At 72.1% G+C, this 23,615-nt stretch carries 20 protein-coding genes and 3 pseudogenes; 10 read left to right on the forward strand and 13 right to left on the reverse strand.

Going from position 1 to position 23,615, the window contains the following annotated elements; genetic code table 11:
• Window positions 1-47: 47 nt before the first annotated feature.
• Window positions 48-1,073 carry a YncE family protein gene (locus DMH12_RS04695; RefSeq protein WP_125490257.1) on the reverse strand — a complete coding sequence of 342 codons (1,026 nt, stop codon included), beginning with the start codon at window positions 1,071-1,073 and terminating at the stop codon, window positions 48-50.
• A 300-nt stretch (window positions 1,074-1,373) separates the two neighbouring features.
• On the opposite strand from DMH12_RS04695, the pseudogene DMH12_RS39650 reads away from it, so the two are divergent.
• Window positions 1,374-1,511: pseudogene (locus tag DMH12_RS39650) on the forward strand (NADP-dependent oxidoreductase); the annotation flags it as partial.
• Window positions 1,512-1,596: 85 nt separating this feature from the next.
• Here the strand turns inward: DMH12_RS39650 and DMH12_RS04705 are convergent.
• From DMH12_RS04705 to DMH12_RS04730, 6 genes are all read right to left on the reverse strand, one after another.
• Window positions 1,597-2,136 carry an EF-hand domain-containing protein gene (locus tag DMH12_RS04705; RefSeq protein WP_125490258.1) on the reverse strand — a complete coding sequence of 180 codons (540 nt, stop codon included), beginning with the start codon at window positions 2,134-2,136 and terminating at the stop codon, window positions 1,597-1,599.
• A gap of 228 nt (window positions 2,137-2,364) precedes the next feature.
• The gene (locus DMH12_RS04710; protein ID WP_125490259.1) at window positions 2,365-3,558 is read right to left on the reverse strand and encodes an acyl-CoA dehydrogenase family protein; all 1,194 of its coding nucleotides are present in this window, start codon (window positions 3,556-3,558) and stop codon (window positions 2,365-2,367) included.
• Between the two features lie 58 nt (window positions 3,559-3,616).
• Complete coding sequence (locus DMH12_RS04715; protein WP_125490260.1) at window positions 3,617-4,525, reverse strand: SAM-dependent methyltransferase; 909 nt, start codon at window positions 4,523-4,525, stop codon at window positions 3,617-3,619.
• Window positions 4,522-5,634 (reverse strand): NAD(P)-dependent alcohol dehydrogenase, encoded by a 1,113-nt coding sequence (locus tag DMH12_RS04720; protein ID WP_125490261.1) that lies wholly within the window; start codon window positions 5,632-5,634, stop codon window positions 4,522-4,524. Before DMH12_RS04720 ends, DMH12_RS04715 begins: the two co-directional genes overlap by 4 nt.
• A gap of 1 nt (window position 5,635) precedes the next feature.
• Complete coding sequence (locus DMH12_RS04725; RefSeq protein WP_125490262.1) at window positions 5,636-7,039, reverse strand: aldehyde dehydrogenase family protein; 1,404 nt, start codon at window positions 7,037-7,039, stop codon at window positions 5,636-5,638.
• Window positions 7,040-7,047: 8 nt separating this feature from the next.
• On the reverse strand, window positions 7,048-7,803 hold the full coding sequence (locus DMH12_RS04730) for a (5-formylfuran-3-yl)methyl phosphate synthase (RefSeq protein WP_125490263.1): 756 nt from the start codon (window positions 7,801-7,803) through the stop codon (window positions 7,048-7,050).
• An 869-nt stretch (window positions 7,804-8,672) separates the two neighbouring features.
• On the opposite strand from DMH12_RS04730, the gene DMH12_RS04735 reads away from it, so the two are divergent.
• Together DMH12_RS04735 and DMH12_RS04740 are read left to right on the forward strand one after the other, a co-directional pair.
• The gene (locus DMH12_RS04735; protein ID WP_125490321.1) at window positions 8,673-9,941 is read left to right on the forward strand and encodes a PP2C family protein-serine/threonine phosphatase; all 1,269 of its coding nucleotides are present in this window, start codon (window positions 8,673-8,675) and stop codon (window positions 9,939-9,941) included.
• 72 nt (window positions 9,942-10,013) lie between these two features.
• The gene (locus tag DMH12_RS04740; protein ID WP_185832143.1) at window positions 10,014-10,664 is read left to right on the forward strand and encodes a hypothetical protein; all 651 of its coding nucleotides are present in this window, start codon (window positions 10,014-10,016) and stop codon (window positions 10,662-10,664) included.
• 129 nt (window positions 10,665-10,793) lie between these two features.
• On the opposite strand, the gene DMH12_RS04745 is transcribed toward DMH12_RS04740, so the two are convergent.
• Together DMH12_RS04745 and DMH12_RS04750 are read right to left on the reverse strand one after the other, a co-directional pair.
• Window positions 10,794-12,635 carry a GAF domain-containing SpoIIE family protein phosphatase gene (locus tag DMH12_RS04745; protein ID WP_125490264.1) on the reverse strand — a complete coding sequence of 614 codons (1,842 nt, stop codon included), beginning with the start codon at window positions 12,633-12,635 and terminating at the stop codon, window positions 10,794-10,796.
• 109 nt (window positions 12,636-12,744) lie between these two features.
• A complete protein-coding gene (locus tag DMH12_RS04750; protein ID WP_125490265.1) occupies window positions 12,745-12,966 on the reverse strand; it encodes a DUF3072 domain-containing protein in 222 nt (73 codons plus the stop codon).
• Between the two features lie 164 nt (window positions 12,967-13,130).
• Here DMH12_RS04750 and DMH12_RS04755 point away from each other — a divergent pair, with 164 nt between their 5' ends.
• Complete coding sequence (locus DMH12_RS04755) at window positions 13,131-13,931, forward strand: SDR family oxidoreductase (protein ID WP_125490266.1); 801 nt, start codon at window positions 13,131-13,133, stop codon at window positions 13,929-13,931.
• Window positions 13,932-14,051: 120 nt separating this feature from the next.
• Complete coding sequence (locus DMH12_RS04760) at window positions 14,052-14,252, forward strand: hypothetical protein (protein ID WP_125490267.1); 201 nt, start codon at window positions 14,052-14,054, stop codon at window positions 14,250-14,252.
• 50 nt (window positions 14,253-14,302) lie between these two features.
• On the opposite strand, the pseudogene DMH12_RS39655 reads toward DMH12_RS04760, so the two are convergent.
• Window positions 14,303-14,667: pseudogene (locus DMH12_RS39655) on the reverse strand (long-chain fatty acid--CoA ligase); the annotation flags it as partial.
• A gap of 207 nt (window positions 14,668-14,874) precedes the next feature.
• Here DMH12_RS39655 and DMH12_RS04770 point away from each other — a divergent pair.
• Both DMH12_RS04770 and pntB read left to right on the forward strand, forming a co-directional pair.
• Window positions 14,875-16,443 (forward strand): Re/Si-specific NAD(P)(+) transhydrogenase subunit alpha, encoded by a 1,569-nt coding sequence (locus DMH12_RS04770; protein WP_125490268.1) that lies wholly within the window; start codon window positions 14,875-14,877, stop codon window positions 16,441-16,443.
• Window positions 16,443-17,888, forward strand: coding sequence for a Re/Si-specific NAD(P)(+) transhydrogenase subunit beta (pntB, locus tag DMH12_RS04775; RefSeq protein WP_185832144.1), 1,446 nt, complete (start codon window positions 16,443-16,445; stop codon window positions 17,886-17,888). The genes DMH12_RS04770 and pntB overlap by 1 nt, the downstream gene beginning before the upstream one ends.
• A gap of 87 nt (window positions 17,889-17,975) precedes the next feature.
• Here pntB and DMH12_RS04780 read toward each other — a convergent pair whose 3' ends face one another.
• Entirely contained in the window at window positions 17,976-18,365 is a 390-nt protein-coding gene (locus tag DMH12_RS04780) for a hypothetical protein (protein ID WP_185832145.1), read from the reverse strand.
• Between the two features lie 24 nt (window positions 18,366-18,389).
• Between DMH12_RS04780 and DMH12_RS04785 the strand changes: the two are divergent.
• Window positions 18,390-18,647 (forward strand): annotated as a pseudogene (locus DMH12_RS04785) (alpha/beta fold hydrolase); the annotation flags it as partial.
• Between the two features lie 23 nt (window positions 18,648-18,670).
• Here DMH12_RS04785 and DMH12_RS04790 read toward each other — a convergent pair.
• Window positions 18,671-19,093 carry a MarR family winged helix-turn-helix transcriptional regulator gene (locus tag DMH12_RS04790; protein WP_125490270.1) on the reverse strand — a complete coding sequence of 141 codons (423 nt, stop codon included), beginning with the start codon at window positions 19,091-19,093 and terminating at the stop codon, window positions 18,671-18,673.
• 240 nt (window positions 19,094-19,333) lie between these two features.
• On the opposite strand from DMH12_RS04790, the gene eno reads away from it, so the two are divergent.
• The gene (gene eno / locus DMH12_RS04795; RefSeq protein WP_125490271.1) at window positions 19,334-20,641 is read left to right on the forward strand and encodes a phosphopyruvate hydratase; all 1,308 of its coding nucleotides are present in this window, start codon (window positions 19,334-19,336) and stop codon (window positions 20,639-20,641) included.
• Between the two features lie 99 nt (window positions 20,642-20,740).
• Here the strand turns inward: eno and DMH12_RS04800 are convergent, their stop codons facing one another.
• Window positions 20,741-21,292, reverse strand: coding sequence for an EF-hand domain-containing protein (locus DMH12_RS04800; RefSeq protein ID WP_125490272.1), 552 nt, complete (start codon window positions 21,290-21,292; stop codon window positions 20,741-20,743).
• A gap of 813 nt (window positions 21,293-22,105) precedes the next feature.
• Here DMH12_RS04800 and DMH12_RS04805 point away from each other — a divergent pair.
• Window positions 22,106-23,599 (forward strand): sugar transferase, encoded by a 1,494-nt coding sequence (locus tag DMH12_RS04805; protein ID WP_125490273.1) that lies wholly within the window; start codon window positions 22,106-22,108, stop codon window positions 23,597-23,599.
• Window positions 23,600-23,615 lie beyond the last annotated feature (16 nt).

Consider the following 23,615-nt stretch of genomic DNA (forward strand, 5'->3'; position numbering starts at 1 on the left):
CCCCGGGGGGTGCGGTCCGGAGTTGCGTGCCGACTGCGGCCCCGTCCCTATCCGGTCGTCGGTAGCAGGGCCGAGGAGTCCGGTTCCAGCCCGGTGTCGAAGCCTCCGACGACGGCGAAGCGTTCCAGGTCGACGATGGCCACGCTGTTGGTGCCCAGTTGGGACACGTACGCCAGTGGCCTGTGGGGGTGGAAGGAGACGGCTGCCGGGATGCCGTCGAGTTTCAGTGAGCGGATCGGACGGAGGGCCGTGCTGTAGAGGGTGACGGTGTTGGCGGCGATGTCCGTCGCAAGCAGCCGGTCGTCGTCGACGGTGTAGACGCGCAGCGGGTCGCCGCCCACCTTCCGGCTCCGCTGGACCTTCATGCTCCGCGCGTCGACGGCGACCAGGGCGGAACTCCTGCGTGCGCCGACGAACAGGGTCTTCTCGTCGCGGCTGAGGCAGCTGCTCTCGGGCAGCTGACCGGGAGTCACCACGAGTGGCGGGGCGGAGGCGTCGTGGGGACGCACGAGGCTTACCGTGTGGGACAAGAGGCCGGTGACATAGGCGCGTTCGCCGTCCCTGCTGAGAGTGAACAGATGGGTCTTCACGCCGTGCGCCGGGACGGCCCGTGTGGGCGCCTGGTCGGTGGCCGGTGTGTCGAAGCCGAGCAGGACCGCCTTCTCCTCGCTCAGCGCGTAGAGCCGGTCGCGGTCGTCGATGCCAATGCCGTGGACGCGGTTGAAGGGCCGGGTGTCGATCGTCCGGGCGAGCGTCCGCTCGGCGAGGTCGATGACGAAGACCGCGGCACCGCCCTCGCCGGCCGTCGCGGACATGCGCACTCCGTAGTGCCCGACGTAGGCGGACCGCCGGTGGGAGTCGACGACCATCTCGTGCGGGTAGTCGGGCAGTGCCACCCTCCGCAGCAGCCGGCCCGACGTCGTCTCGTAGAAGCCGACCGCGTGCCCGCTCTTCTCCACGACCGCCAGCACGTCGCTCCCGGCGGGCCCGGCCGAGCCGGAAGCCGACGTCGGCACACCGGACGCAAGTGCCCCGGCTCCCGCTGCCATGATCACCGCGCGACGTGTCGCCACAGCCCTCACCCCGTTCTCTCGGAGGTCGTCGTCCGTCCCGCGAGGCACCACGGGCCCGTCGGGTCCGCGAACGAGCCTGCTGTGCACGGCGGTTGAGGTCAACCGGCTTGCGCGGCGTGTCTCCGATCAGCCGCTGGACGCCGACGCCGCCGCAGCGGACGGGCCCCACTTGCCGGAGCTCAGCTCGAAGGTCTCACCGGCCAACTCGACCCGCCCACCGGACTTCCACGCCTGGGCGGACCATCGCGCGACGGGCGTGCCGTCCAACAAGAGACACGGCCGGTCCAGGCCGCCGCCGGGAGGGTCTGCGGGCTGGGCGGCGTCACCCGGGCGACGGCGGAGCCGGCCGTGCTGTCGGCCTGGGCCCCCGCGCCGGCCGCCTGGACCGACGAGGAGGCCGCCGAGATCGCGGTGGCCCTGGGTGCCGCGGTGTTCGGGGCCGCACGCACGCACCGAGCGCGGACACCCCCGGGGAAAGCTCGTGGTGCGCGTACGAGCCTCCCCCGCCGCCACCGCCCGCGCGTCAGGCGGAGACGTTCGCGGTCAGGTGGTCGCCGGGGATGCCGGACTTCTCGGGCCGGTAGAAGTCCCGGATGCCGTCCGCCCAGGTGGCCACCCGGATACGGTCGTCCCCGTCCGGCCCGAAGGCGTCGAACAGGGCCTCGATGTTGGGCCGCCGGAAGCCGATGGCCAGCATCAGCGCGACGAACTCGGGCCGCGCGACGAAGCCGTCACCCTCCGGGTTCCCCATCGCCGCGAGGGCCTCCGCGAACTCGTCGACGGCCGCGCCGAAGCGCTGGGGGTTGAGGACCACGGAGTCGAACTCCTCGGGGCTGATCCGCCCGTCGCCGTTGGCGTCCAGCTCGGTCAGGAGTGTGTCCCCGTAGCGGCGGAAGGATGCGGCGAGCCGGTCCTTCACGGCGTCGCCGGCCGCCGGCACGGCCGCCACGACGCGGCCGCTCATCAGCTCGAAGTCGGCCGGCTCCAGGTAGCCGTTCCCATCGGCGTCGAAGAGGGTGAAGACCAGCTGGACACGGTCCGTCGCCTCGCTGGTGGGCGTCATGGTGCACCTCGAACTTTCCGGGTGGAGTACTGCCGTCGGTGCGCGCCGGCTCCGCGGCCGGCGGCTCGTCCACTATCGGGCCGACCGGACGCTCGCGATGGCGAAGGCTGTCCCGTGCACACGAACGGGCGTATCCCTCCCGCCGATGCGTCGGACGCCGCCGCACGGGGAAGCGCGGCGTACCTGCCGACGCAGCGCCGCTGTGCCCGCCCGAGGTGCCGCCGCGGATCAGACGAAGGCGCTCTCCCCGGTGATCGCCTTGCCGACGATCAGGGTGTTCATCTCCCGGGTGCCCTCGAATGAGTAGATGGCCTCGGCGTCCGCGAAGAACCGGGCGACGTCGTAGTCCAGGACGATGCCGTTGCCTCCGAATATCTCCCGCGCCCAGGCCACCACCTCCCGCATGCGGGCGGTCACGTGGGCCTTGGCCAGGGAGGAGTGCTCGTCGCGGAAGGTGCCCGCGTCCTGCAGGCGGGCGAGCTGGAGCAGCAGTCCCCAGCTGGACGTGATGTTGGCCAGGCTCTTCACCAGGAGGTCCTGGACGAGCTGGAAGCCCGCCAGGGGCCTGCCGAACTGCTCCCGCTCGGTGGCGTAGCGCAGGGCCAGTTCGTAGGCGCCGATCATGACGCCGAGGGCCTGCCAGGCGACGCCGCTGCGGGTGGCGCGCAGAATCTCCGCGACGTCGCGGAAGGACGACACGTTCTGGAGGCGGTCGGCCTCGGGAACCCGTACGCCGGTGAGGGTGACGTCCGCGTTCTCCACGATGCGCAGCGATGTCTTGTGCTCGATCCGCGTGGCCTCGAATCCCGGTGTCCCCTGCCCGACCACGAAGCCCTTGACCTGGTCGTCGTCGACGTCGCGGGCCCACACCACGACGTGGTCGGCGAAGGTGGCGTTGCCGATCCAGCGCTTCTGGCCGTCGAGCACCCAGGTGTCGCCGTCGCGCCGGGCGGTGGTGTGCATGCCGGCTGCGATGTCGGATCCGTCGAGCGGTTCGGTCAGCGCGAACGCCCCGACCGTCTCCATGGTCGCCATGCCGGGGAGCCACCGGTCGCGCTGGTCCCGGTCGCCGCCGGACTGGATGGCGTACATGGCCAGTCCGTTGTGGACGCCGAAGAAGGTGGCCACGGAGGCGTCGACGCGGCTCATCTCCATGGCCATCATCCCGGTCAGCAAGTGGGACGCGACGGGGCCGGGTTCGCCGTATCCCTCGTAGGGCAGGCCGACCAGTCCACTCTCACGGAAGCGGTCGATCAGCTCTCGGGGGAACGTCCCCTCGGCCCAGTGCTCGGCGACGAGGGGCTGGACCTCCTCCAACATGAACGCCCGTGTCCTCGCCAGGACCTTGCGTTCCTCCTCCGACAGGGCGCCCTCGAAGTCGTAGAAGTCGGCCGGGTTCTGCTGCGTCGTGAGTGAACTCATGGGGCCCTTCTTCCACGCTCGCGCCGCGGCAAGCCCCCGCCGACCGTGTGTGGCCGTCCTACCGGGGGTGTTTCACCGCGAACACCCACCGGTTGCCCGCCAGCGCGTCGTTCTCCTCGGGCATCGGGCCGCGTCCGTGTCTGCGGGTGAAGTCGAAGGGCGTGCCGACGGATGTCGCCCAGCCCCTGCCCGTCAGGTCGCCCGCGGAGTCGGGGCGCGGTTCCCGGCTGAACAACGCGAGCAGATCGATGCCGATCTGCCGGCGCGTCGCGGTGTAGAGGGGGCTGTCGCGGTAGGCCGTGAGGTCCTCTTCCAGCTTGACCTCGTAGGCCAGGGCGCTGCCTGCCGCGCTCAGGCGGTCCACCGTGTCGACGAGGTAGGTCTCGGCCGCGCGGGGCAGGTAGAACAGCAGTCCCTCGGCAAGCCAGACGGTGGGGGCCGCGGTGTCGAAGCCGGCGTCGGTCAGCGCGCCGGCCCAGTCGTCGCGCAGGTCGACCGGGAGGGGCACGCGGGTCGTGAGCGGTGCCGCGGACACGCCCGCGAGCACCTCGTGCTTGAAGTCGAGGACGCCGCCGCGGTCGATCTCGAACACCACGCAGCCGGGCGGCCAGTCGAGGCGGAAGGCCCGCGAGTCCAGTCCCGCGCCCAGCAGGACGACTTGGCGGACCCCGCCGGCCCGCACCGCGTCTAGGACGAAGTCGTCGAGGACGCGGGTCCGCAGGCCGAAGTACCGTGCGAACCGCCCCCACAGCGGGTTCGCGTCTCCGTCCGGGGCCTGTTCGGGGCGGACCGGCCAGGCGGCGGACGCCGGAGCGGCGAGCACGAAGTGCTCCGCGTAGGAGTCCTGGGCCAGGCTGTCGGGCCGGTGGGTCTCGAGCGCCCGGGCCGCGGCGACCAGGAGGGCGGTCAGCCCGACCCCTCCTTCCACGCCCTCCACGCCGGTGTCCTGCGCTGCCGTATGGGTCATGCGTCATGTCCCCCGATCGGTTCCGGGATGAGTACGGGTTTGACGACGCGGCCCGCGTCGCAGTCCTGTTCGGCTTCGTTGATGTCGGCGAGCGGGTAGGTGCGGATCAGCTGGTCGAAGGGGAACCGCCCGGCCTGCCACAGGGCGGTCAGCCGGGGGATCAGCAGTGCGGGCACGGCGTCGCCCTCGCAGATGTGGGAGATGCGGCGGCCCCGGTCGAGTGTTCCTGGTTCGAGGGGCAGGGTGGTGTGGAGCCGCGCCACCAGGCCGAGGCGGCCGGTCGGGCGCAGGGCGTGGAGCGCGCAGTTGATCAGTTCGGCCGAGGCGGTGGTGTCCAGGGCGTAGTGGGCTCCGCCGCCCGTCAGCCGTCGGACGCGGTCGCTCAGGCCGGTCGACGCTGCGGGCAGGGGGACGGCGTGGAATCGCTCGGCGAGGGCCAGCCGTTGCGGGTGCCGGTCGACGGCGAAGGCCACCGCGCCGGCCGCGGTGGCCGCCATCACGGCCGCGAGGCCGACCGCGCCCGCGCCGAGGACCACGAGGGTGTCGCCGGGGCCGGCGGCGAAGGAGTCGAGGACGGCGCCCGCGCCGGTGAGGAACCCGCAGCCGAGCGGTCCGAGCAGGTGGAGCGGCAGCGCCGGGTCGACCCGGACGGCATTGCGGGCCGGGACCGCCGCGTACTCGGCGAAGGAGGACTGGCCGAACCAGCGGGGGGCCAGTACGGCGCCCGCGGTGTCGGTGAACCGGCCGGCGTTCTCGGGGCGCCCGCCGTGGAGGTTCAGGGTGGCGAACGAGTCGCAGTAGGCGGGGGCGGCACCGACGCAGTTCCGGCAGTGCCCGCAGGAGTCGAAACTCAGCACGACGTGGTCGCCGGGGTGCAGGCCGGTGACCGCGTCGCCCGTCTCCACCACGACGCCCGAGCCCTCGTGACCGAGTACGGCCGGCAGGGGTGAGCGGCCGGCGGAGTGCCGTACCGCGAGGTCGGTCCGGCACAGGCCGCAGCCCGCGATCCGGACCAGGACCTCGTCCGCGGCCGGGGCCTCGTCCAGCGTCACCTCCTCGACGGCGAACGGCTTCTCGTACGAGCGCAGTACGGCCGCGCGGAACCTCACGTCAGGCCTCCCGCGGGCGGTGCACGACGAACGGCCTGAGGTTCCCGTAGAGGCCCCACGGTCCGCCGGCGACGCCGACGCCGCTGTCCTTGATGCCGGCGAAGGGCTGGGCGAGGGACAGCTCGGCGTGGTGGTTGACCCACGCCGTCCCGCACTCCAGCCGGTCGGCCACGGCCTCGGCCCGGTCGGCGTCGGTCGCCCACACCGAGCCGCCGAGTCCGAAGCGGGTGCCGTTGGCGGCCTCGACGGCCTCGTCGACGCTGTCGTACGGCAGGACCGGCAGGACCGGGCCGAACTGCTCCTCGGTCACCACCGGGCTGTCGGCCGCTACGCCGGTCAGGATCGTGGGGGCGAAGAAGTAACCCGGCCCGTCCAGCCGGTGGCCGCCGGCGGCGGCTCGGGCGCCGTCCGCGAGGGCGCGGGCCGTGCAGTGCTCGACGCGGGTCAGCTGCGCCGCGTTGTTCAGGGGGCCGAGTCGTGAGGCCGGGTCCAGTCCGGGTCCGACGACGACGGTTTTCGCCCGGTGGGCGAGGGCCTCCACGACCAGGGAGTGGAGGCGTGCCGGGACGTAGACGCGCTTGACCGCCATGCAGACCTGTCCGCAGTTGCGGAACGCCGCCCAGAAGAGGCGGTCCGCGATCTTCTCCACGTCGACGTCGTCCAGGAGTACGGCGGCGTCGTTGCCGCCGAGTTCGAGGGTGACGCGGGCCAGTGAGGCCGCCGCCTGTCGGGCGACCGCCCGTCCGGTGGGGGCCGAGCCGGTGAAGGTCACGTGGCGGATCCCCGGGTGCGAAGCAAGACGGGCTCCCAGGGGCTCGCGGCCGGTGACGACGGTCAGGACGTCCTCGGGCAGGGCGGCGGAGACGACGGACGCCAACAGGCGGGTCGCGAGGGGTGTGTACGGGGAGGGCTTGAGCACCACCGTGTTGCCCGCGGCGAGCGCCGGTGCGAACTTCGCCGAGGCGAGCTGCAGGGGGAAGTTCCACGGGACGATCGCGGCGACCGGGCCGATCGGCCGCCAGCGCAGCTCGCTGCGGACCGGCCGGCCGTCCGTGATCGGCAGGGTCGGGATGTCGGGGTCGGCGAAGTGGCGGAGCCGGGCGGCCGTGCGAGCCACCTCCGCGTGCGACTCGGTCAGGGGTTTGCCCTGTTCGCGGGTGAGCAGGGTGGCGAGGCCGGGACCGGCCGCCTCGACGGCGTCCGCGGCCGCGAGCAGCGCGGCCGTACGGGCGGCGGGGTCGGCCCGCCAGCCGTGCCAGGCCGTGTGCGCGCGGTCGATCGCGGGGTCCAGGTCGTCCGGCTGCCGGTCGGGGGCCTCGTCGAAGGGCTCGCCCGTCGCCGGATCGACGACGGGGAAGTACCCGTTGCGGGTCTCGGGGTGGCGCCCTCGGGTCTCTGTCGCCATGGTGGCGGTCAGCTCGCGGCGGGGACGGTGACCGTGTGCTCCGGGGCGTGCCGGTCCATCTCCGCCCGGAAGGCGGCCACCAGGTGCGGCCGGACGCGGCCCGCGTTGCGGTCGCCGCCCTCGCAGACCGCCCCGCGTACGCCCACGATGTCCGTGCCGATACGGGCCAGGTCGGCCAGGTCGCCGGTCTTGACGCTGCCCGCCAGCGCGGCCAGGAGGCCGGCGTCGTGGGCGCGCCGGACGAACTCCCCGCAGACGTCGGGCGGGAGGTGGTCGAACAGCCGCGTCCCGTCCTTGACCGCCGTGTCGAGCATGGCGGCGTCGGAGCCGGAGCGGCGGGCGATGTCGGGCAGGGCGAGCGGGTTGACGCAACCGATCCGATGGGCGTCGGCGTAGCCCGAAGCGACGACGAAGGCATCCGGCCGGTGGTCCTTCACCGCGCGGACGACGCCCCGCATGACGTCGACGGCCTGCTCGGGCGTGGAGCATCCGTAGAGGCCGACCTTGATGTACGTGGCGCCGGAGACGACCGCCCCGAGCGCGGCCTGGGCGACCGTGCCGGGCTTGTAGGGGACGTCGCCGACGGTGGCGGAGAGCGGCTTGTCCGCCGGTATCGCCGCTCGGATCTCCCGGATGACCCACGGGAAGTTGGCGCCGAGCGAGCCCTCGTCGGGCTTCTTGACGTCGACGATGTCGAGGTGTTCGGCCGCCTCGGCGCAGTCGAGGGCTTCCTCGACGCCGTCCGGAGAGATGAGAAGCAGCAAGGTGGTGTCCTTCCCTGCATGTCCCGCCTGGTGAGGGGCGGGTGCGCGGATGCTCGTGGTGCACGTGCGGTCCGCACATCATTTCCGCGGGTGACACAGGCTCGGCAGGGCGCGCAGGGGGACGAATGGGGCAATGCCGCGGCGCCCCCGCGCCCGGCGCAGTGCGCCGTCCGCGCCTGGCCGGCCGCGCACGGGAGCACGGCCGGCCGGGAGGGCACAGGGGCCGCCTCTCCCCTCAGTACGGTGAGAGGGGCGTCAGCTCCAGCCGGTCGTGGATCAGCGTGTGCGGCGGTCGGCTTCGCGCTGGTGTGCCCGGTGACGCCGAGGGCGACCCGCCCGGCCTCCAGCACCCGGCGCCGGGCCCGCCCGGCTCCCAGGCCGCGCCGATTCCGCCGATCCCGGCACCGATCACGACGACGTCGGTTTCCAGGTGGGCGTCGAGAGGGGGACACGGCGCGCCACCGGGGGCCGCCTGCAGCCGGTACGAGCCGTTGACCTGCGCGTTCCCCGTCCTGTCGGCCGGGTGCCCCGGTGCGGCGGCTGCACTGACGGGCTTGCGGCGCTCGTGTCGCCGGCCGGACGCCGGCTGGTGATCGCGGGGCGACGGGGCGGCCACGCGGGTACTCGGGTCGGGTGTGGGGGTGTGAGGCGCGTTCGGCGGGGCTACTCGCCGTCCAGGGGTTGAGCAGACAGCCCCGAGTTCCTCGGGGCCCTCGGGTCCCGGGGAACCCAGGATCCCTTGCCGTGTCCGCTCCGATGGTGCATGGGCGCCTCCTGTGCTGCGATGGGCCCAGTACGTGACGCGGGGGCGGCTGCCGAGCGGGAGGGAGCTGGCCGTGGACGTGGACCGTGACGCCGGGGCGCGGGCGATGCTCGCCGGCCTGCTGGACGCCGGCCACCTCATGCCGGTCGACGCGTTGCCGGCCACCGTCCGCACGCACGCGCGTGCCGCGGGCTTCACCGACGTGCTCGTCTATGTCGCGGACCTCGGGCACCAGGGCCTGCACCTGCTGGCCGGGCCGGACGGTCCGCCGCAGGGGGCCGAGCGGGAGATCCGCATCAAGGGCACCTCGCCCGGGCGGGCCTACCAGCGCGGACGGCTCACCTCCGCCGCGCCTCAGGAGGCGCCCGGCACCGACTGGTGGGTGCCCCTGGTGGACGGTACCGAGCGACTCGGACTGCTGCGCCTGCGTTCGACCCACGACGACGCCCGCGCCCGCGAGGACGCGGACCGTCTCGCGGCTCTCGTGGCGCTGCTGCTCGCCACCAAACGCACCTCCAGCGACACGTTGGCCCGGCTGATGCGGACCGAGCCGCTGAACGTCGCGGCGGAGATGGCGTGGAACCTGATGCCGCCGCGCACCTATGCCGACGGGCGGGTCGTCATCTCCGCGGTGATGGAGCCGACTTACCAGATCAGCGGCGACGTCTACGAGTACGCCCTCGACGGGCCGCTGGTGCATCTGACGTTGTTCGACGCCATGGGCCACGACAACGCGGCGGGTCTGTGCGGAGCCCTGGCGCTGGGAGCCTGCCGCAACGCCCGCCGCCAGGGAGCCGGCCTGGCCGCCAAGGGCGCCGCGGTGGAGGCCGCCCTCGTCGAGCAGTACGGTCACCGCCGGTACGTCACCGGTGTCCTCGCCACCCTGGACACCCGCACGGGGGTGCTGAGCTGGGTCAACCGCGGCCATCACCCGCCCATCGTCATCCGCGGCAACCGCTGGGTGAGTCACATGCAGTGCCCGCCGGCCCACCCCATGGGCACCGACCTGAACCTGTCCAGCACCGTCTGCCGGGAACAGCTCCAGCCGGGCGACCGCGTCGTCCTCTACACCGACGGCATCACCGACGCCCGGCGCCACGACGACAGCGAGTTCGGCGTGGAGCGCTTCACCGACTTCCTCATCCGCCACCACGCCGACGGCCTGCCGGTCCCGGAGACGCTGCGCCGCCTGATGCAGGCCGTCCTGGACTACCACGACGGGCAACTGCAGGACGACGCGACCGTGTTGATGTGCGAGTGGCTCGGCGACACCCTGCGGGACACCGATCCGGCGGCGGACCTGACGGGGCTGCCGCTCCACGGACTCCCGTCCGCGCCGGACATCACCGTGGACTCGGGCACCGGGACGTCGTGACCGCCCCCTGCGCACTCCGACGTGCGGACGATGCAGTATGGAAAGAGACGAATATGCGATTTGAGGGGTCTTATGCCAGACCGCGACGACGCTGAGAACGAGACGTCCGAGCAGGAGTGGGACGACGAGGAGGAGGCATCGGCCGGTGCCGGGCACGACGGCGAGCCGGACGTGCTCCTGGACGTGCCGGAGCTCCACGTCGAGGAGATCAGCCTGCACGTGGAAAACCTGCAGGCCAGGGTGTCTTTGAGCGCGGAGGTGCTCGACCTCCTCAAGCTGAACGTCGGGGCCGACGTGTCGCTCGGCCGCGTGGAGCTCGACATCAAGGGCGTCCAGGCGCAGGCCCTGCTCAAGGTCCGGCTGGACAACGTCGCCGAGATGGTCGGCAGGGTCCTGTCCACCGTCGACGCCCATCCGCAGATCCTCGAGCGGCTGACGTCCGGCCTCGATTCCGCGGCCGAGAGCCTGGGCAGCGGCGCCGGGCGGGTCGCGGGAGAGCTGGCGGAAGGTGCCGGGGACGCCGTCCGGGGAGTCGGCGAGAGCGCCGGGAAGGCGGTCCGGGAGGTGGGCGACGGCGCCGGTGAGGTCGTCGGGAAGACGTCGGGGCGCGCTGCTCGGGAGGCCTCGCCCGAGTCCGGGCGCGGGAGCGGCAGGGCCGGGCGGGCCGTGCAGCGGAGCAGAACGGCCCGCGGTCGCGAACGGCAGCGCGACGAGCCGCCGTGAAGGGCTCCGGATATCGAGGCGCGCTCCGTCGTGGAGGCCGACCGGGCCAGTCCCCCGCGGCGTCGTGAGGGCGGCGGAGTCCACAGGACCGCCGGTCACCGCCGGAAGATCTCCCGGGCTGTGCGAAGCTCACTCCTGGACGCGTACGGCGAGGAGGGCGATGTCGTCCGGGGCGGTCGTGCCCGCGACGGTGTCGACCAGGTGTGACAGGAGCGCCGGGAGATCGTCGCGCCGGTGGGTGGTCAGGACTCTGGCCGCTCGGTCCGTGAGCGCGTCGATGTCCGTGCCCCGGCGCTCCACGAGGCCGTCGGTGTAGAGCAGCAGCAGCGTGCCCGGGTCGAGGACACGGCGGTGGGAGGTACGACCGGACGGGTCGAGAGCGGGGTGGATCAGTGCTCCGTGGTCGTGGAGGAGCTCGGTGGTGCCGTCGGGAAGGGCCAGCAGGGGCGGGGGGTGACCGGCGTTGGTCCAGGTCATCTCCCAGGTGGCGGCGTCGGGCGGCGGGCACGGGCGCAGGTGCGTGTGGACGAGGGTGCCGCTGGAGCCGATGAGCAGTTCGCGGTTGGCGTGCTCCAGGGCCCGCACGATGTGGGCGGGGCCCTTGCCGGGGTGGTCGAGGTCGGCCTGGCGGAGCATGCTGCGGGTCTGGCCCATGAGCGTGGCGGCGTGCATGTCGTGGCCGGTGATGTCGCCGATGGTGAGCGCGACCGTCGCGGGGCCTGCCGCGCGGTCCGGTGCCGGGGGCAGGACGTACAGGTCGTACCAGTCGCCGCCGACCATGTCGGCCCGGGCGGCGGGGCGGTAAAGGGCGGCGCTGTCCAGTCCGTCGACGGCGGGGAGGTCGGTGAGCATGGCCTCCTGGAGCTGGTGGGCCACGTGGACGCGGTCGTCGACGAAGAGGGCGCGCTCGACCGCGCGGGCGGTGTATCCGGCCAGCGAGGCCAGCACGGCCTGCTCCAGCACGTCGATCTCGTAGGGGTGGGCCCAGCCGAGGACGAGGGTGCCGAGCGAGCTGACCGTGCCGGGCAGCGGAACGCACACCGCCGTGTGCAGGCCGAGCTGTCCGAAGGCGGCGACCGCGTCCGGCCCGTACTGGTCGGCAAGCTCCTCGGGGCTGTGCACGACGACGGTCCGCTTCTCGCGTGCCGCCCGGGCGGTGGGCCAGGCCGAGTCGATCGAGTAGGTCTCGTAGGAGTACTCCACGGGAGCGACGCCGGTCCGGTCGATCAGCCGGCGCATGCGTCGGCGCTCGGCCAGGACCAGGCCGACGTAGTGCGGCTTGAGGTCGCCGCTGACCAGTTCACTGACGCGTTGGCGGACCTCGCTCAGGCCGGTGGTGTCCGCCAGCGCGTCCGCGGCGCGCAGCAGCAGCTGGGAGCGTTTGAGTGCCGTCCGGGTGCCCTCCTGCATCACGTCGGCCCGCTCACGGGCCCGGGCCTCCCCCCGGCGCGCCAGCTCCCGCTGGCCGGAGGCGATGCGCAGGCGCAGCTCCGCGCTGCACGCGGCCGCGAGGTCCCGCAACGCCGCCAGATCCCCGGCGCTCCACTGCCGGGGCCGGGTGTCGATGGCGCACAGCGAGCCGAGTACCCGCCCGACGTCGTCCGTCAGCGGCACCCCCGCGTAGCCGAGCACCCCGAGGTCGTCGATCGCCGGGCTCGCCGCGGTCCGCCGGTCCGCGCGGGTGTCCGCCACGGTGAAGGGCTCGCGGCTCGCGACGACGTGGTTGCACAAGGAGTGGGAGAGGGGGGTCTGCCGTGTCCGCGCCCACGGTTCGCCGAGGCCGACCATGCCGGGGAAGACCTGGCGGGTCTCCTCCAGCATCGACACCAGCGCCACCGGCACGCCCAGCATGCGGGAGACCAGGCGGGCGAAGCGGTCCATGTCGGCGTCCGCGACCGCGGTCAGGCCGGTGTCCCGCACCGCCTGGAGCCGGTCGGCGTCGCCGACCGCCTCGTCGTCCGGGCTCGCCACCCGCGCCTCCCCGACTCGTCCGGGCTCACCGGCCGCTGAGTCCGGCTCACGCCAACGGTAGTCCACGCATGTCCGGCCCCGCTTCCGGTCAGCCGGGCCGCGGTGCCGGTCAGACGGCCTCTCCGCCGTCCGGCCCCGTCTCCTTCGTCCGGGGTGAGGCCTGCTGAAGGCGGTCGATCATCCGCGACGCGTCCGCCTTCGTCAGGTTCTCGGGGACCTCCTCGCCCGCCTCGCGTGCCAGCGTCCGGAGATAGCTCAGCTGCGGGCCGGTCGCGGGTTCCTCGCCGGTGGCCCAGTCCCGCACGTTCTTCCTCGGGTCCGTTTCGCTCATGCCACCCCGACTACCCGCACGGACAAGGTCGACGCGGGGGTGTTCGGACCAGGGGCGGTGCCGTGTTGTGGGGCGCGATACGGGGCACTCGGCCGTCGGCCCCGTCCACGCGGCCGGGGTCCGGACCGTCCTCCTCCTGAACCCCACACCCCCGGGAAGCGGCCATGAACGACGTCAAGCCTTTCGCCCTGGTCACGGGCGCCTCCAGCGGTATCGGCCTCGAACTGGCGAGGCAGCTCGCCGAGCGGGGACACGACCTGATCGTCAACGCCGAGGACGAGGCCCGACTCGAGCGGGCGGCGGGGCGCATCCGGGAGGCGGGGACCGTCGTCCACACCGTCCCCGCCGATCTGCGGTTTCCCGAACGGACCGAGGCGCTCTACGCCGCGGTCACCGCGACCGGCCGCCCGCTCGACGTCGCCGTACTCAACGCGGGTGTCGGGCGGGGCGGCGCCTTCGTCGACACCGACCTCGCGGACGATCTCGAGATCGTGGATCTCAACGTCCGGTCCACCGTCCACCTGGCGAAACTCGTCCTCCGTGGCATGGCCGCCCGCGACGCCGGACGGGTCCTCGTCACGTCCTCCATCGCGTCGACGATGCCGGGCTCCTACCAGGCGGTCTACAACGCGTCGAAGTCGTTCCTCCAGTCATTCACCCAGGCCCTGCGGAACGAGTTCGAGGGCACCGGCGTCACAGTGACGTCGCTGATGCCCGGCCCCACCGAGACCGACTTCTTCCACCGCGCCGGCATGGACGACACCCCGGTCGGCCGGCAGGACAAGGACGACCCGGCGCAGGTGGCGCGGCAGGGGCTGGACGCGCTCTTCGCCGGCAAGGACAAACTCACCGCCGGATCCGCCAGGACCAAGGCACAGGGACTGGCGAGCAAGGTACTGCCCGACAGGCTCAAGGCCGAGGCCCACCGCAGGATGGCCGAACCCGACTCGGGCGAAGGGACCTGACGCACCGCCCGCACGGGGGGGGCGAGCCACGTTTCGGACCCGGTCCGTCCCCCGTCACCAGCCGTCGCACGCCCACGTCCCGCGCCGCTGCCAGGAACCCTTGGGCCCGCCGCCCTCGTCGTGCTGATCGACGGTGACGGCCCGTCGTGGGGGCGTGACCACGACCTCGCGCCCGCCCCACCACCGGGCTCGTCGTCACAGCCCCGCGGCAACATGCGCGAGGCCGTCACCATCCCCGAACGGCTCGTCGCCGACCGGCGACGCGTCCCGGGCGCCGACGGCTGCCCCACGCAGGCCACCCAGGGGCTGGTGGGCTGGTGACCCCACTGCTCGTCGGCGTAAGGGGAACGGCCTGCGTGGGAGGCAGCGGGTCAGCCCGGCTCTCCCGGCCGGATGGCCGCGATCTCCCGCTTGAGGATCTTGCCCGTGGCACCCTTCGGCAGGGTGTCGACCAGCCAGACGATCCGGGGGTACTTGTACGCGGCGACCTGGCCGGGACGAATTACCGCAGCTCCTCCGGCGTGGCCTCGGCACCGGGACGCAGTGTCACCGCGGCGGCGACCTCCTCGCCGAGCACGTCGTCGGGCAATCCGATCACGGCGGCCTCGGCGACGGCTGGATGCTCGTAGAGCACCTCCTCGATCTCCCGCGGACAGACGTTGTACCCACCGCGGATGACCAGGTCCTTCTTGCGCTCGACGATGGAGTAGTAGCCGTCCTCGTCGACGCGGGCGAGGTACAGGACCTCCACCGGCCCGGTGATCACGACCGTCCGCCGCGTCGTCCGGTTCATCGTCCCTCCCTGCCGGGATTCCGTCCTTCCCCGACTGCGGCGTCGGCGTACGCCACTCCCCCGGGCCGGGACCGGGATCACGTTTTCGGTGCCCGGTCGCCCTGGTCTGGGTACGGAACCCGGCAACAACGCCTCGACGAGAGACTGGACATGACTGGACACCACGCCACCCACCATCCGCCGCAACGCGTCGGCGTCGTCGCCGAGTCCATACCCGGAGAGACTCGCGTCGCCGCGACGCCCGCGACGGTCCGCCCGCTCCTCGGCCTCGGTTACGAGGTCGTCGTCGAGTCGGGAGCCGGCACGGCCTCCGGATTCGCCGACGACGCCTACGCGGAGGCGGGGGCCAGTATCGGCGAGGCCTGGGCCGCCGACGTCGTACTGAAGGTCAACGCGCCGTCGGGCGAGGAGATCGCCGAACTGCGCGAGGGTGCGGCGCTGGTGGCGCTCATCGCGCCGGCTCAGCACCCGGAACTGCTGGAGGCGCTGGCCGCGCGGGACGTCACGGTGCTCGCCCTCGACGCGGTGCCGCGCATCTCGCGGGCCCAGTCGATGGACGTCCTCAGTTCCATGGCGAACATCGCCGGATACCGCGCGGTGATCGAGGCGGCCCACGTCTTCGGACGTTTCTTCACCGGGCAGGTCACCGCCGCGGGCAAGGTGCCGCCCGCCAAGGTCCTCGTCGCAGGAGCCGGGGTCGCGGGGCTCGCCGCCATCGGGGCCGCTTCCAGCCTCGGTGCGGTCGTGCGGGCCACCGACCCGCGCCCCGAAGTCGCCGATCAGGTGCGCTCCCTGGGCGGCGAGTACCTGGCGGTGGACGCCTCCCAGGAGGCGAGTACCGACGGCTACGCCAGGGCGACCTCCGCCGACTACGACCGGGCCGCGGCCGAGCTCTACCACCGGCAGGCCGGGGACGTGGACATCGTCATCACCACCGCCCTGATCCCCGGCCGGCCGGCGCCGCGCCTGCTGACCGCCGCGGACGTGGCGGCGATGAGACCCGGCAGCGTCGTCGTCGACATGGCCGCCGCGCAGGGCGGCAACGTGGAGGGCACCGTCGCGGGCCGGACCGTGGTGACCGACAACGGCGTCACCCTCATCGGCTACACGGATCTGGCGTCCCGACTCCCGGCCCAGGCCTCCCAGTTGTTCGGCACCAACCTGGTCAACCTGCTGGCCCTGGCCACCCCCGGCAGGGACGGGCGGCTCGTCGTCGACTTCGACGACGTGGTGCAGCGGGCCGTGACCGTGGTGCGCGCGGGCGCGGTCACCTGGCCTCCCCCGCCGGTGGCCGTCTCGGCCGCCCCCACCGCGGCCGAGCCGGCGGCGCCGGCGCCCGCGCCCGTGCCCGCGGGAAAGTCCCGGCTCACCCCGGCCGGGCGCTTCGGGCTGATCGGTCTCGGGATGGCGATCACGTTCCTCCTGATCGCCTTCGCACCCGCCCGACTCGCCGAGAATCTCACGGTGTTCGCTCTGGCGGTGATCATCGGCTACTACGTCATCGGCAAGGTGCACCACGCGCTGCACACACCGCTGATGTCGGTGACCAACGCCATTTCGGGGATCGTGGTGATCGGTGCCCTGTTGCAGGTCGGGCACGAGAGCACGCTCGTCACCGTGCTGTCCTTCGTGGCGATCCTGCTGACGAGTGTGAACATCTTCGGAGGTTTCGCCGTCACCCGCCGCATGCTGTCCATGTTCTCGAGAGGCGAGTCCTGATGACGTCCATGACCGCCTCCCGTGCGGCCGACCTGGTGGCGGCCCTGCTGTTCGTGCTCAGCCTGGCCGGCCTGTCCCAGCACCGCACCTCACGCGCCGGCGTCGTCTACGGCATCGCGGGGATGGCGTTGGCCCTGACCGCCACCATCGTCGTCTCGGCGCAGAGCGTCTCCGCCGGTCCGGTCGTGCTGATCCTGCTCGCCACGGTGATCGGCGCCGCGATCGGCCTGTGGCAGGCGCGGCGCGTGGAGATGACGCAGATGCCGGAGCTGATCGCGGTACTGCACAGCTTCGTCGGCCTCGCGGCCGTGCTGGTCGGGTGGAACAGCTACCTGGAGGTCGAGGCCCACGGCTCGCAGACCCTGATCCCCGCCGATCTGATCCGCATCCATCACGCCGAGGTGTTCATCGGCGTCTTCATCGGCGCGGTGACCTTCACCGGCTCCGTCGTCGCGTACCTGAAGCTGTCCGCCCGGATCAAGTCCCGGCCCCTGACGCTGCCCGGCAAGAACGCCCTCAACCTGGGCGCGCTGGCTCTGTTCGCGGTGCTCACGGTCTGGTTCACCGTCAGCCCGAGCCTGCCTCTGATCGTGACGGTCACGGTCCTGGCGCTCGCCCTGGGCTGGCACCTGGTGGCCTCCATCGGCGGTGGCGACATGCCCGTCGTCGTCTCCATGCTCAACAGCTACTCCGGGTGGGCCGCGGCGGCCGCCGGGTTCCTGCTCGACAACAACCTGCTCATCGTCACCGGCGCCCTGGTCGGGTCCTCCGGTGCGTATCTGAGCTACATCATGTGCCAGGCGATGAACCGTTCCTTCCTCTCCGTCATCGCGGGCGGCTTCGGTATGGAAGCTCCGCCGAGCGGTGACGAGGAGCAGGGCGAGCACCGCGAGATCCGGGCGCACGAGGCGGCCGGGCTGCTCGCGGGGGCGCGGTCGGTGGTGATCACCCCCGGCTACGGCATGGCCGTGGCGCAGGCCCAGCACCCGGTCGCGGAGCTGACGCGGCGGCTGCGCGAGCGCGGCGTCGAGGTCCGGTTCGGCGTCCACCCCGTCGCGGGGCGACTGCCCGGGCACATGAACGTGCTCCTGGCCGAGGCGAAGGTGCCTTACGACATCGTCCTGGAGATGGACGAGATCAACGACGACTTCGCGGACACGTCGGTCGTACTGGTCATCGGCGCGAACGACACGGTCAACCCCTCGGCGACCGAGGACCCGTCGAGCCCGATCGCGGGTATGCCCGTGCTGCGGGTCTGGGAGGCGGAGAACGTCATCGTCTTCAAGCGCTCGATGGCCTCCGGCTACGCGGGCGTGCAGAACCCGCTGTTCTTCCGGGAGAACAGCGGCATGCTCTTCGGCGACGCCAAGCAGAGCGTCGAGGAGATACTGCGGGCTCTCGGTTCCGAGGAGAGGGTCGGCGAACGGGTCCGCGGGGCCGTCTGACGGTGCCGGAGGGAGCGGGTGTCCCGGCCATGTCGGGACACCCGCTGACCGGCGGCGTGGGCGGTGGACGAATCCACCGCGAGACGGTCAGGCGCCGGGGTCGGCTTCGGGGTGCGTGAAGCGCACGGGCTTGCCCAGCGACCGGGCGTAGGCGATTTCGGCTCGGGTGCTGTCTCCGATGTGGTCGCCGACCACGAGCGCCTCGTCGGCGAGCCGGATCTTCGCCCGGTGCAGATCGTCGAGACGGACCTTCAGCGCCTCGGCCTCGACAGGATCGGACCAGAGTCCGTGCGGCGACTTCATGTCACAGGCCGGTTTGACGACGATCCTTCCGGCCCTGGTCTCCCGCAGCTCCGCCTCGTTCATCTCGGTCATGAAGCGGGTGGAGCCGCAGATCACGACGATGCGAGGGAGGCTCAACAGCTTCTTCGCGTCGGCGAGCTTCTCCTCGGGGGTGCGCAGGTGCGGGTACGACACCGGTTCCTCCTGGTGGTGCGGTCCTCGTACTACAGGGCGCTGGCCAAAAGCGCGGCACAGGTCGAGCAGGCGGTCGCCGCCGCCCGCCTGACGGTGCCGACGATGGCGGTGGGCGCCCGGCCCGTCGGTGCCGCGCTGGAACGCCAGCTCCGACCGTTCACCGACTGTCTCACCGGACACGTCATCGAGGACTGCGGCCACATCATTCCGCTGCACCGCCCGCGCGAACTGCTCACGCTGCTGCGTCCGTTCCTGGCCGGTGAGCATGCGAGGGCGGCCTGACCGAGGCGACCCCGACATCCGCTCTAGTAGTCCGCGAGCCGCTCCAGCAGCGCGGTGCTCCGGGCCAGTAGTGCCCGTTCCTCTTCGTCGAGGCCGGCGTCGATGGCCTGTGCGAGCCAGCCGGCCCTGCGGTTGCGTTCCGCTTCGAGCGCGGCCCGGCCCGCGTCCGACAGTTCCACCAGCGTCTTACGGCCGTCGGTGGGGTGCGCGCGGCGGGTGACGAGGTCCTTCTCCATGAGCAGACCCACCGCCCGGGCCATCGACTGGGGGCGGACGCGTTGGTCTGCGGCGAGGTCGCTGGTGGTCATGGCCCCGGCGCGGTCGAGTGCGCCGAGGACGGCGACCTGACCCAGCGGAATGCGGTCCTCGTGCTTGACGCGTCTGGTCAGCTTTCCCATCGCGGTGCGAAGTTCGGCGGCGATGGCGGCGGCTTCCGAGGTGGGCATACGGCACCTTATCCCGCTGACCAGCGCCGCTGTGCACCTGACCTGCACAGCGGTACTGCACAGCGGTACTGCACAGCGGTACTGCACAGCGGTACTGCACAGCGGTACTGCACAGCGGTACTGCACAGTCTAACTGAGCAGCTGAGCTGTTCAGCATTGCTGTAGAGTCTGATCTGTCGGGCTCAGCGCCAGCGTCGTCGCAGCCGGGGCCACGGCATACGACAACGGGAAGGACCTCCCATGTCCGCACAGGCAGCCGAAGACGTCGCGGCCGTCATCGAGACCGTCACCGCCCGCCGGATCATCGACAGCCGAGGCAATCCCACGGTCGAGGTCGATGTCGTCCTGGCGGACGGGTCCTTGGGGCGCGCGGCCGTCCCCTCCGGAGCCTCGACGGGTGCCCGGGAGGCCGTGGAGCTGCGTGACGAAGACTCCGCGCGCTGGCACGGCAAGGGCGTCGACCGCGCCGTGGCGCACGTCAACGGCGACATCGCGGCAGCCGTGCGCGGCCGGGACGCGGCGGATCAGGCCGGCCTCGACGGCGCGCTGATCGCCCTCGACGGGACGGTCACGAAGTCCCGGCTCGGGGCCAACGCGATCCTCGGGGTCTCCCTCGCCGCCGCCAAGGCCGCCGCGGCGGCCCGCCGCCAGCCCCTCTACCGCCATCTGGGCGGATCCGGCGCGCACCTCCTGCCGCTGCCCATGATGAACATCGTCAACGGCGGCGTCCACGCCGACAATCCGCTGGACTTCCAGGAGTTCATGATCGCGCCGGTGGGCGCGGACACCTTCGCCGAGGCCGTCCGCATAGGCAGCGAGGTCTTCCACACCCTGCGCCGCGACCTGCTGAGCGCCGGGCACTCCACGGGCGTCGGCGACGAGGGCGGCTTCGCACCGGCCCTGCGCACGGCCGAGGAGGCGCTCGACTTCGTGATGACCGCGATCGAACGCACCGGCTACCGCCCCGGCACGGACATCGGCCTGGTCATGGACCCGGCGTCGTCGGAGTTCTTCCGCGACGGGGTGTACGACTACGCGGGCGAGGGAGTGCGGCGCACCCCCTCGGAGCAGGCCGACTACCTGGCCAAGCTCATCGACGCCTACCCGGTCGTCTCCATCGAGGACCCGATGGCGGAGAACGACCTGGACGGGTGGCGCGAGCTGACCGCCCGCGTGGGCGACCGCTGCCAGCTCACCGGCGACGACGTGTTCTGCACCAACGAGACGCTGCTGCGCGAGGGGATCCGCACCGGCGTCGGCAACTCCGTCCTGGTCAAGGTCAACCAGATCGGAACCCTGACGGAGGCGCTGGCCGCGGTGGCCACGGCACACCAGGCGGGCTGGACTGCCGTCATGTCGCACCGCTCGGGCGAGACGGAGGACACCACGATCGCGGACCTCGCGGTGGCGACGGGCTGCGGTCAGATCAAGACCGGATCGCTCTCCCGCTCCGACCGGACCGCGAAGTACAACCAACTGATACGCATCGAGGAGGAGTTGGGCTCCTCGGCACGCTTCGCGGGCCACTCCGCGCTGCGGCGGGCATAGGCGGGAGCCGCGGCGACCTGCCGCTGCCCACGATCGCCGGGACGCGCCACCCGGCGGCCGGCTCGCCGACACGGTACTCCCGTGTCGGCGCCCGCGGCGTCAGGCGGCCGGGGCCAGTGGACCGCACATCGCGTTGCCGGGCTCGGCCGGGTCGTCGCTGATCCAGAACTGCAGCCACAGCAGCGCGAACTCCGGCCGGCTGAGGTAGCCGTCACCGTCCTGGTCGAGACTGTCGAAGACGTCCCCCGTCACCGTGCCGCGCCCGTGCCAGGTGTCGATGAGCCGCTGGTGCTCGGCGCGGGAGATGCGCCCGTCACCGTTCTCGTCCACGGCGTCGAAGATGGTGTCGGCCGTGGCCGTGACGGCCTCGGGCATCGACGGCAACCGGTCCACCATCGCCATCAGGATGTCCATGTCGACCCGCTCCGCGCCCTCCCCCTCCTCGGCGGCGAGGGCCGACAACTGGTGCCACCATCCCATGAGCACGCCCCGCACCCGCTCCGTCAGCTCCGGAGCGGCGGCGACCCGCGGCAGCAGGCGCCACCGCTCCACGAGCGCCGCGAAGTCCGCCTCCTCCAGAAGGCCGTTGCCGTCGGCGTCGAACGCCTCGAACATCGCCCGGACCTTCTCCCGCTGAAACCCACTGGCCATCTCAAGCCCCCTGACTCACCCGGTTGGGGACAGCCTGTCCAGTTCCGCGGGCCGGCCAACGGCGCCCGGGATCACCGGCGGCCGAGCCCAAGCCTCCGCGCGCCGGTTTGGAGTTTCGGCGGCCTCCCTCGCACCCACTCCCTCGACGGCCGAGACCCCACCCCGCCGCAATCCAGCCGATGTTGATCCCGAGGCCCCTCCTCGGCGGGCGGGTGATCTCCGCCGGAGAGCGCTCTTCGCCGGGCGGCTCGGCGCGATCGGGCAACCGCGTGCAAAGGCGCGGGCGACGTGCGCGGGCGATCACACGGCACAAGGTCCGCAGCTCAGCACCGGTTCAGTGACGGACGGCCGGAGTTCAGGAGTGAGAAGCATCGCAAAGTCGATCAAGGCCGCCGCCGGAGTCCGGGCGCCGCCGGGAGCGCGACAAAGCGTGACCGAATAATGGAGGCAACCTCAAAGGTTGAACACAAATTACACACATCCCCTCTTCACGCCGGGTCCCGATGGTCTACATTGACCGTGCTTCGACACGAGGCGACCAGTAATGATCTAAGGTCCGGCACTTCGGCAGGTCAGCGTTGCACCCTGCGGCATCAGTGCCGGCCATGGGGATGATCAATTTCTGGAGCCCGAAAGGGCGCTTGGGTGAGGGGAGCACCCAAGGTTTCGGCGGGTACCGGCGCGCCTCGAATTCAAGTAGCTCTGCTTCAAGTAGCTCTGCATTGCCGCATCGGCACGGAAGGCGGGGGCCTCCCGGCAGAGCAAAACAGTGTTGGGCGAACACGTCGAATCACTGGGGACCTGGGGGGTTCTGTGCGGCAAGGGGGAATAGTCAGCCCTTTTCCGGCTGCGGGCGAAAGCCTGGCGAACGGGGCGGCCGGCCGGCCCGCGGTCGACTGGGAGCAGCGGTATCGCCGTACCGTGATCACCACCGATACGGTGGCGACCGCCGTTGTGGTGGCGGCGATCGGCAACTTCTTCGGGGCCCGGGACGCGGCCAACTGGCATGAGAAGTGGGGAATTCTCGCCTTCGGCACCGAGCTGCTGGTGCTGGGCGCGCTCGCGGTGAGCCGGTCGTGGGCCCCGGGGGTGCTCGGCCAGGGTGCCGAGGAATTCCGCCGGCTCGGGCGCTCGCTGTTCATGGCGACCGTCGTACTGGCGCTCGGCGGGATCGCCCTCACCTCGCGCAACATCAAACTCTGGATCTTCGTCGCCATTCCCGCGATCGCGCTCGTCACCATGACCGCGCGCTACGTGCTGCGGCTGTGGCTGCACCGGCAGCGGAAGGACGGACGGTGCCTGATACCGGTGCTCGCCGCCGGGAGTCCGGCCACCGTGCGCGACCTGATCACGCGGACCCGAAGATTCCCGCATCTCGGCTGGCGGATCGACGCGGTGTGCACGACGGACGGTCTGGGGACGGACGGTCAGGGACACGGCGGTGACCAACTGGACGGCGTGCCGGTCGTCGGCCGGCTCTCGGACGTCGCGGGCCACGTCCACCGCGACGGCTACCGTGTCGTCGCCGTCACGCCGGATCCGCACTGGTCGCCGGAACGGCTGCAGCGACTGGCCTGGAACCTCGAAGGCAGCGACACCGAGATGGTCGTGGCGCCCGTGCTGATGGAGGTGGCCGGACCGCGGCTGCACATCGACGCGGTGCTCGGGATCCCGTTACTGCGGGTCAGCATGCCGACCTTCACGGGGGGCCGCCGCGCGATCAAGGGCATCGTCGACCGGACGGGCGCGGCGATCCTGCTGGTGCTGTTCGCGCCGCTGATGGTGTTCGTGGGGCTGCTCGTGCTGGTCGACAGCCGGGGCGGGGCCTTCTACCGCCAGCGCAGGGTCGGCAAGGACGGCCGCGAATTCACCATTCTCAAGTTCCGCACCATGGTCGTCGGGGCGGACCGGGCGCGTGCGGCGCTGGCCGACCGCAACGAGGGCGCCGGCCTGCTGTTCAAGCTCCGCCGGGACCCGCGGGTGACCCGGGTCGGGGCGGTGCTGCGCCGGTACTCGCTCGACGAACTCCCGCAGCTTTTCAACGTGTTGACGGGATCGATGTCACTCGTCGGCCCGCGGCCCCCGTTACCGGAGGAGTCCGCCGCGTACGGCCCCGACATCCGGCGGCGGCTGCTGGTCAAGCCCGGACTCACCGGCCTGTGGCAGATCAGCGGACGCAGCGACCTGTCGTGGGACGAGGCGGTCCGGCTGGACCTGCGGTATGTGGAGGACTGGTCGCTCGCCCTGGACACAGTGATCCTGTGGAAGACGCTGCGTGCGGTGTTCTACGGCCAGGGGGCCTACTGATGCGCCGGAGCCGGGG

The organism is Streptomyces sp. WAC 04229, from assembly GCF_003947455.1.
Classification (GTDB): Bacteria; Actinomycetota; Actinomycetes; order Streptomycetales; family Streptomycetaceae; genus Streptomyces.

Excerpts from the sequence above, each read along its gene's own strand:
- DMH12_RS04705 (WP_125490258.1), bottom strand. The coding sequence starts at position 2,136 with ATGACGCCCACCAGCGAGGCGACGGACCGTGTCCAGCTGGTCTTCACC.
- DMH12_RS04710 (WP_125490259.1), bottom strand. The coding sequence starts at position 3,558 with ATGAGTTCACTCACGACGCAGCAGAACCCGGCCGACTTCTACGACTTC.
- DMH12_RS04715 (WP_125490260.1), bottom strand. The coding sequence starts at position 4,525 with ATGACCCATACGGCAGCGCAGGACACCGGCGTGGAGGGCGTGGAAGGA.
- DMH12_RS04725 (WP_125490262.1), bottom strand. The coding sequence starts at position 7,039 with ATGGCGACAGAGACCCGAGGGCGCCACCCCGAGACCCGCAACGGGTAC.
- DMH12_RS04735 (WP_125490321.1), top strand. The coding sequence starts at position 8,673 with ATGCTCGCCGGCCTGCTGGACGCCGGCCACCTCATGCCGGTCGACGCG.
- DMH12_RS04740 (WP_185832143.1), top strand. The coding sequence starts at position 10,014 with ATGCCAGACCGCGACGACGCTGAGAACGAGACGTCCGAGCAGGAGTGG.
- DMH12_RS04750 (WP_125490265.1), bottom strand. The coding sequence starts at position 12,966 with ATGAGCGAAACGGACCCGAGGAAGAACGTGCGGGACTGGGCCACCGGC.
- DMH12_RS04755 (WP_125490266.1), top strand. The coding sequence starts at position 13,131 with ATGAACGACGTCAAGCCTTTCGCCCTGGTCACGGGCGCCTCCAGCGGT.
- DMH12_RS04770 (WP_125490268.1), top strand. The coding sequence starts at position 14,875 with ATGACTGGACACCACGCCACCCACCATCCGCCGCAACGCGTCGGCGTC.
- pntB (WP_185832144.1), top strand. The coding sequence starts at position 16,443 with ATGACGTCCATGACCGCCTCCCGTGCGGCCGACCTGGTGGCGGCCCTG.
- DMH12_RS04790 (WP_125490270.1), bottom strand. The coding sequence starts at position 19,093 with ATGCCCACCTCGGAAGCCGCCGCCATCGCCGCCGAACTTCGCACCGCG.
- eno (WP_125490271.1), top strand. The coding sequence starts at position 19,334 with ATGTCCGCACAGGCAGCCGAAGACGTCGCGGCCGTCATCGAGACCGTC.
- DMH12_RS04800 (WP_125490272.1), bottom strand. The coding sequence starts at position 21,292 with ATGGCCAGTGGGTTTCAGCGGGAGAAGGTCCGGGCGATGTTCGAGGCG.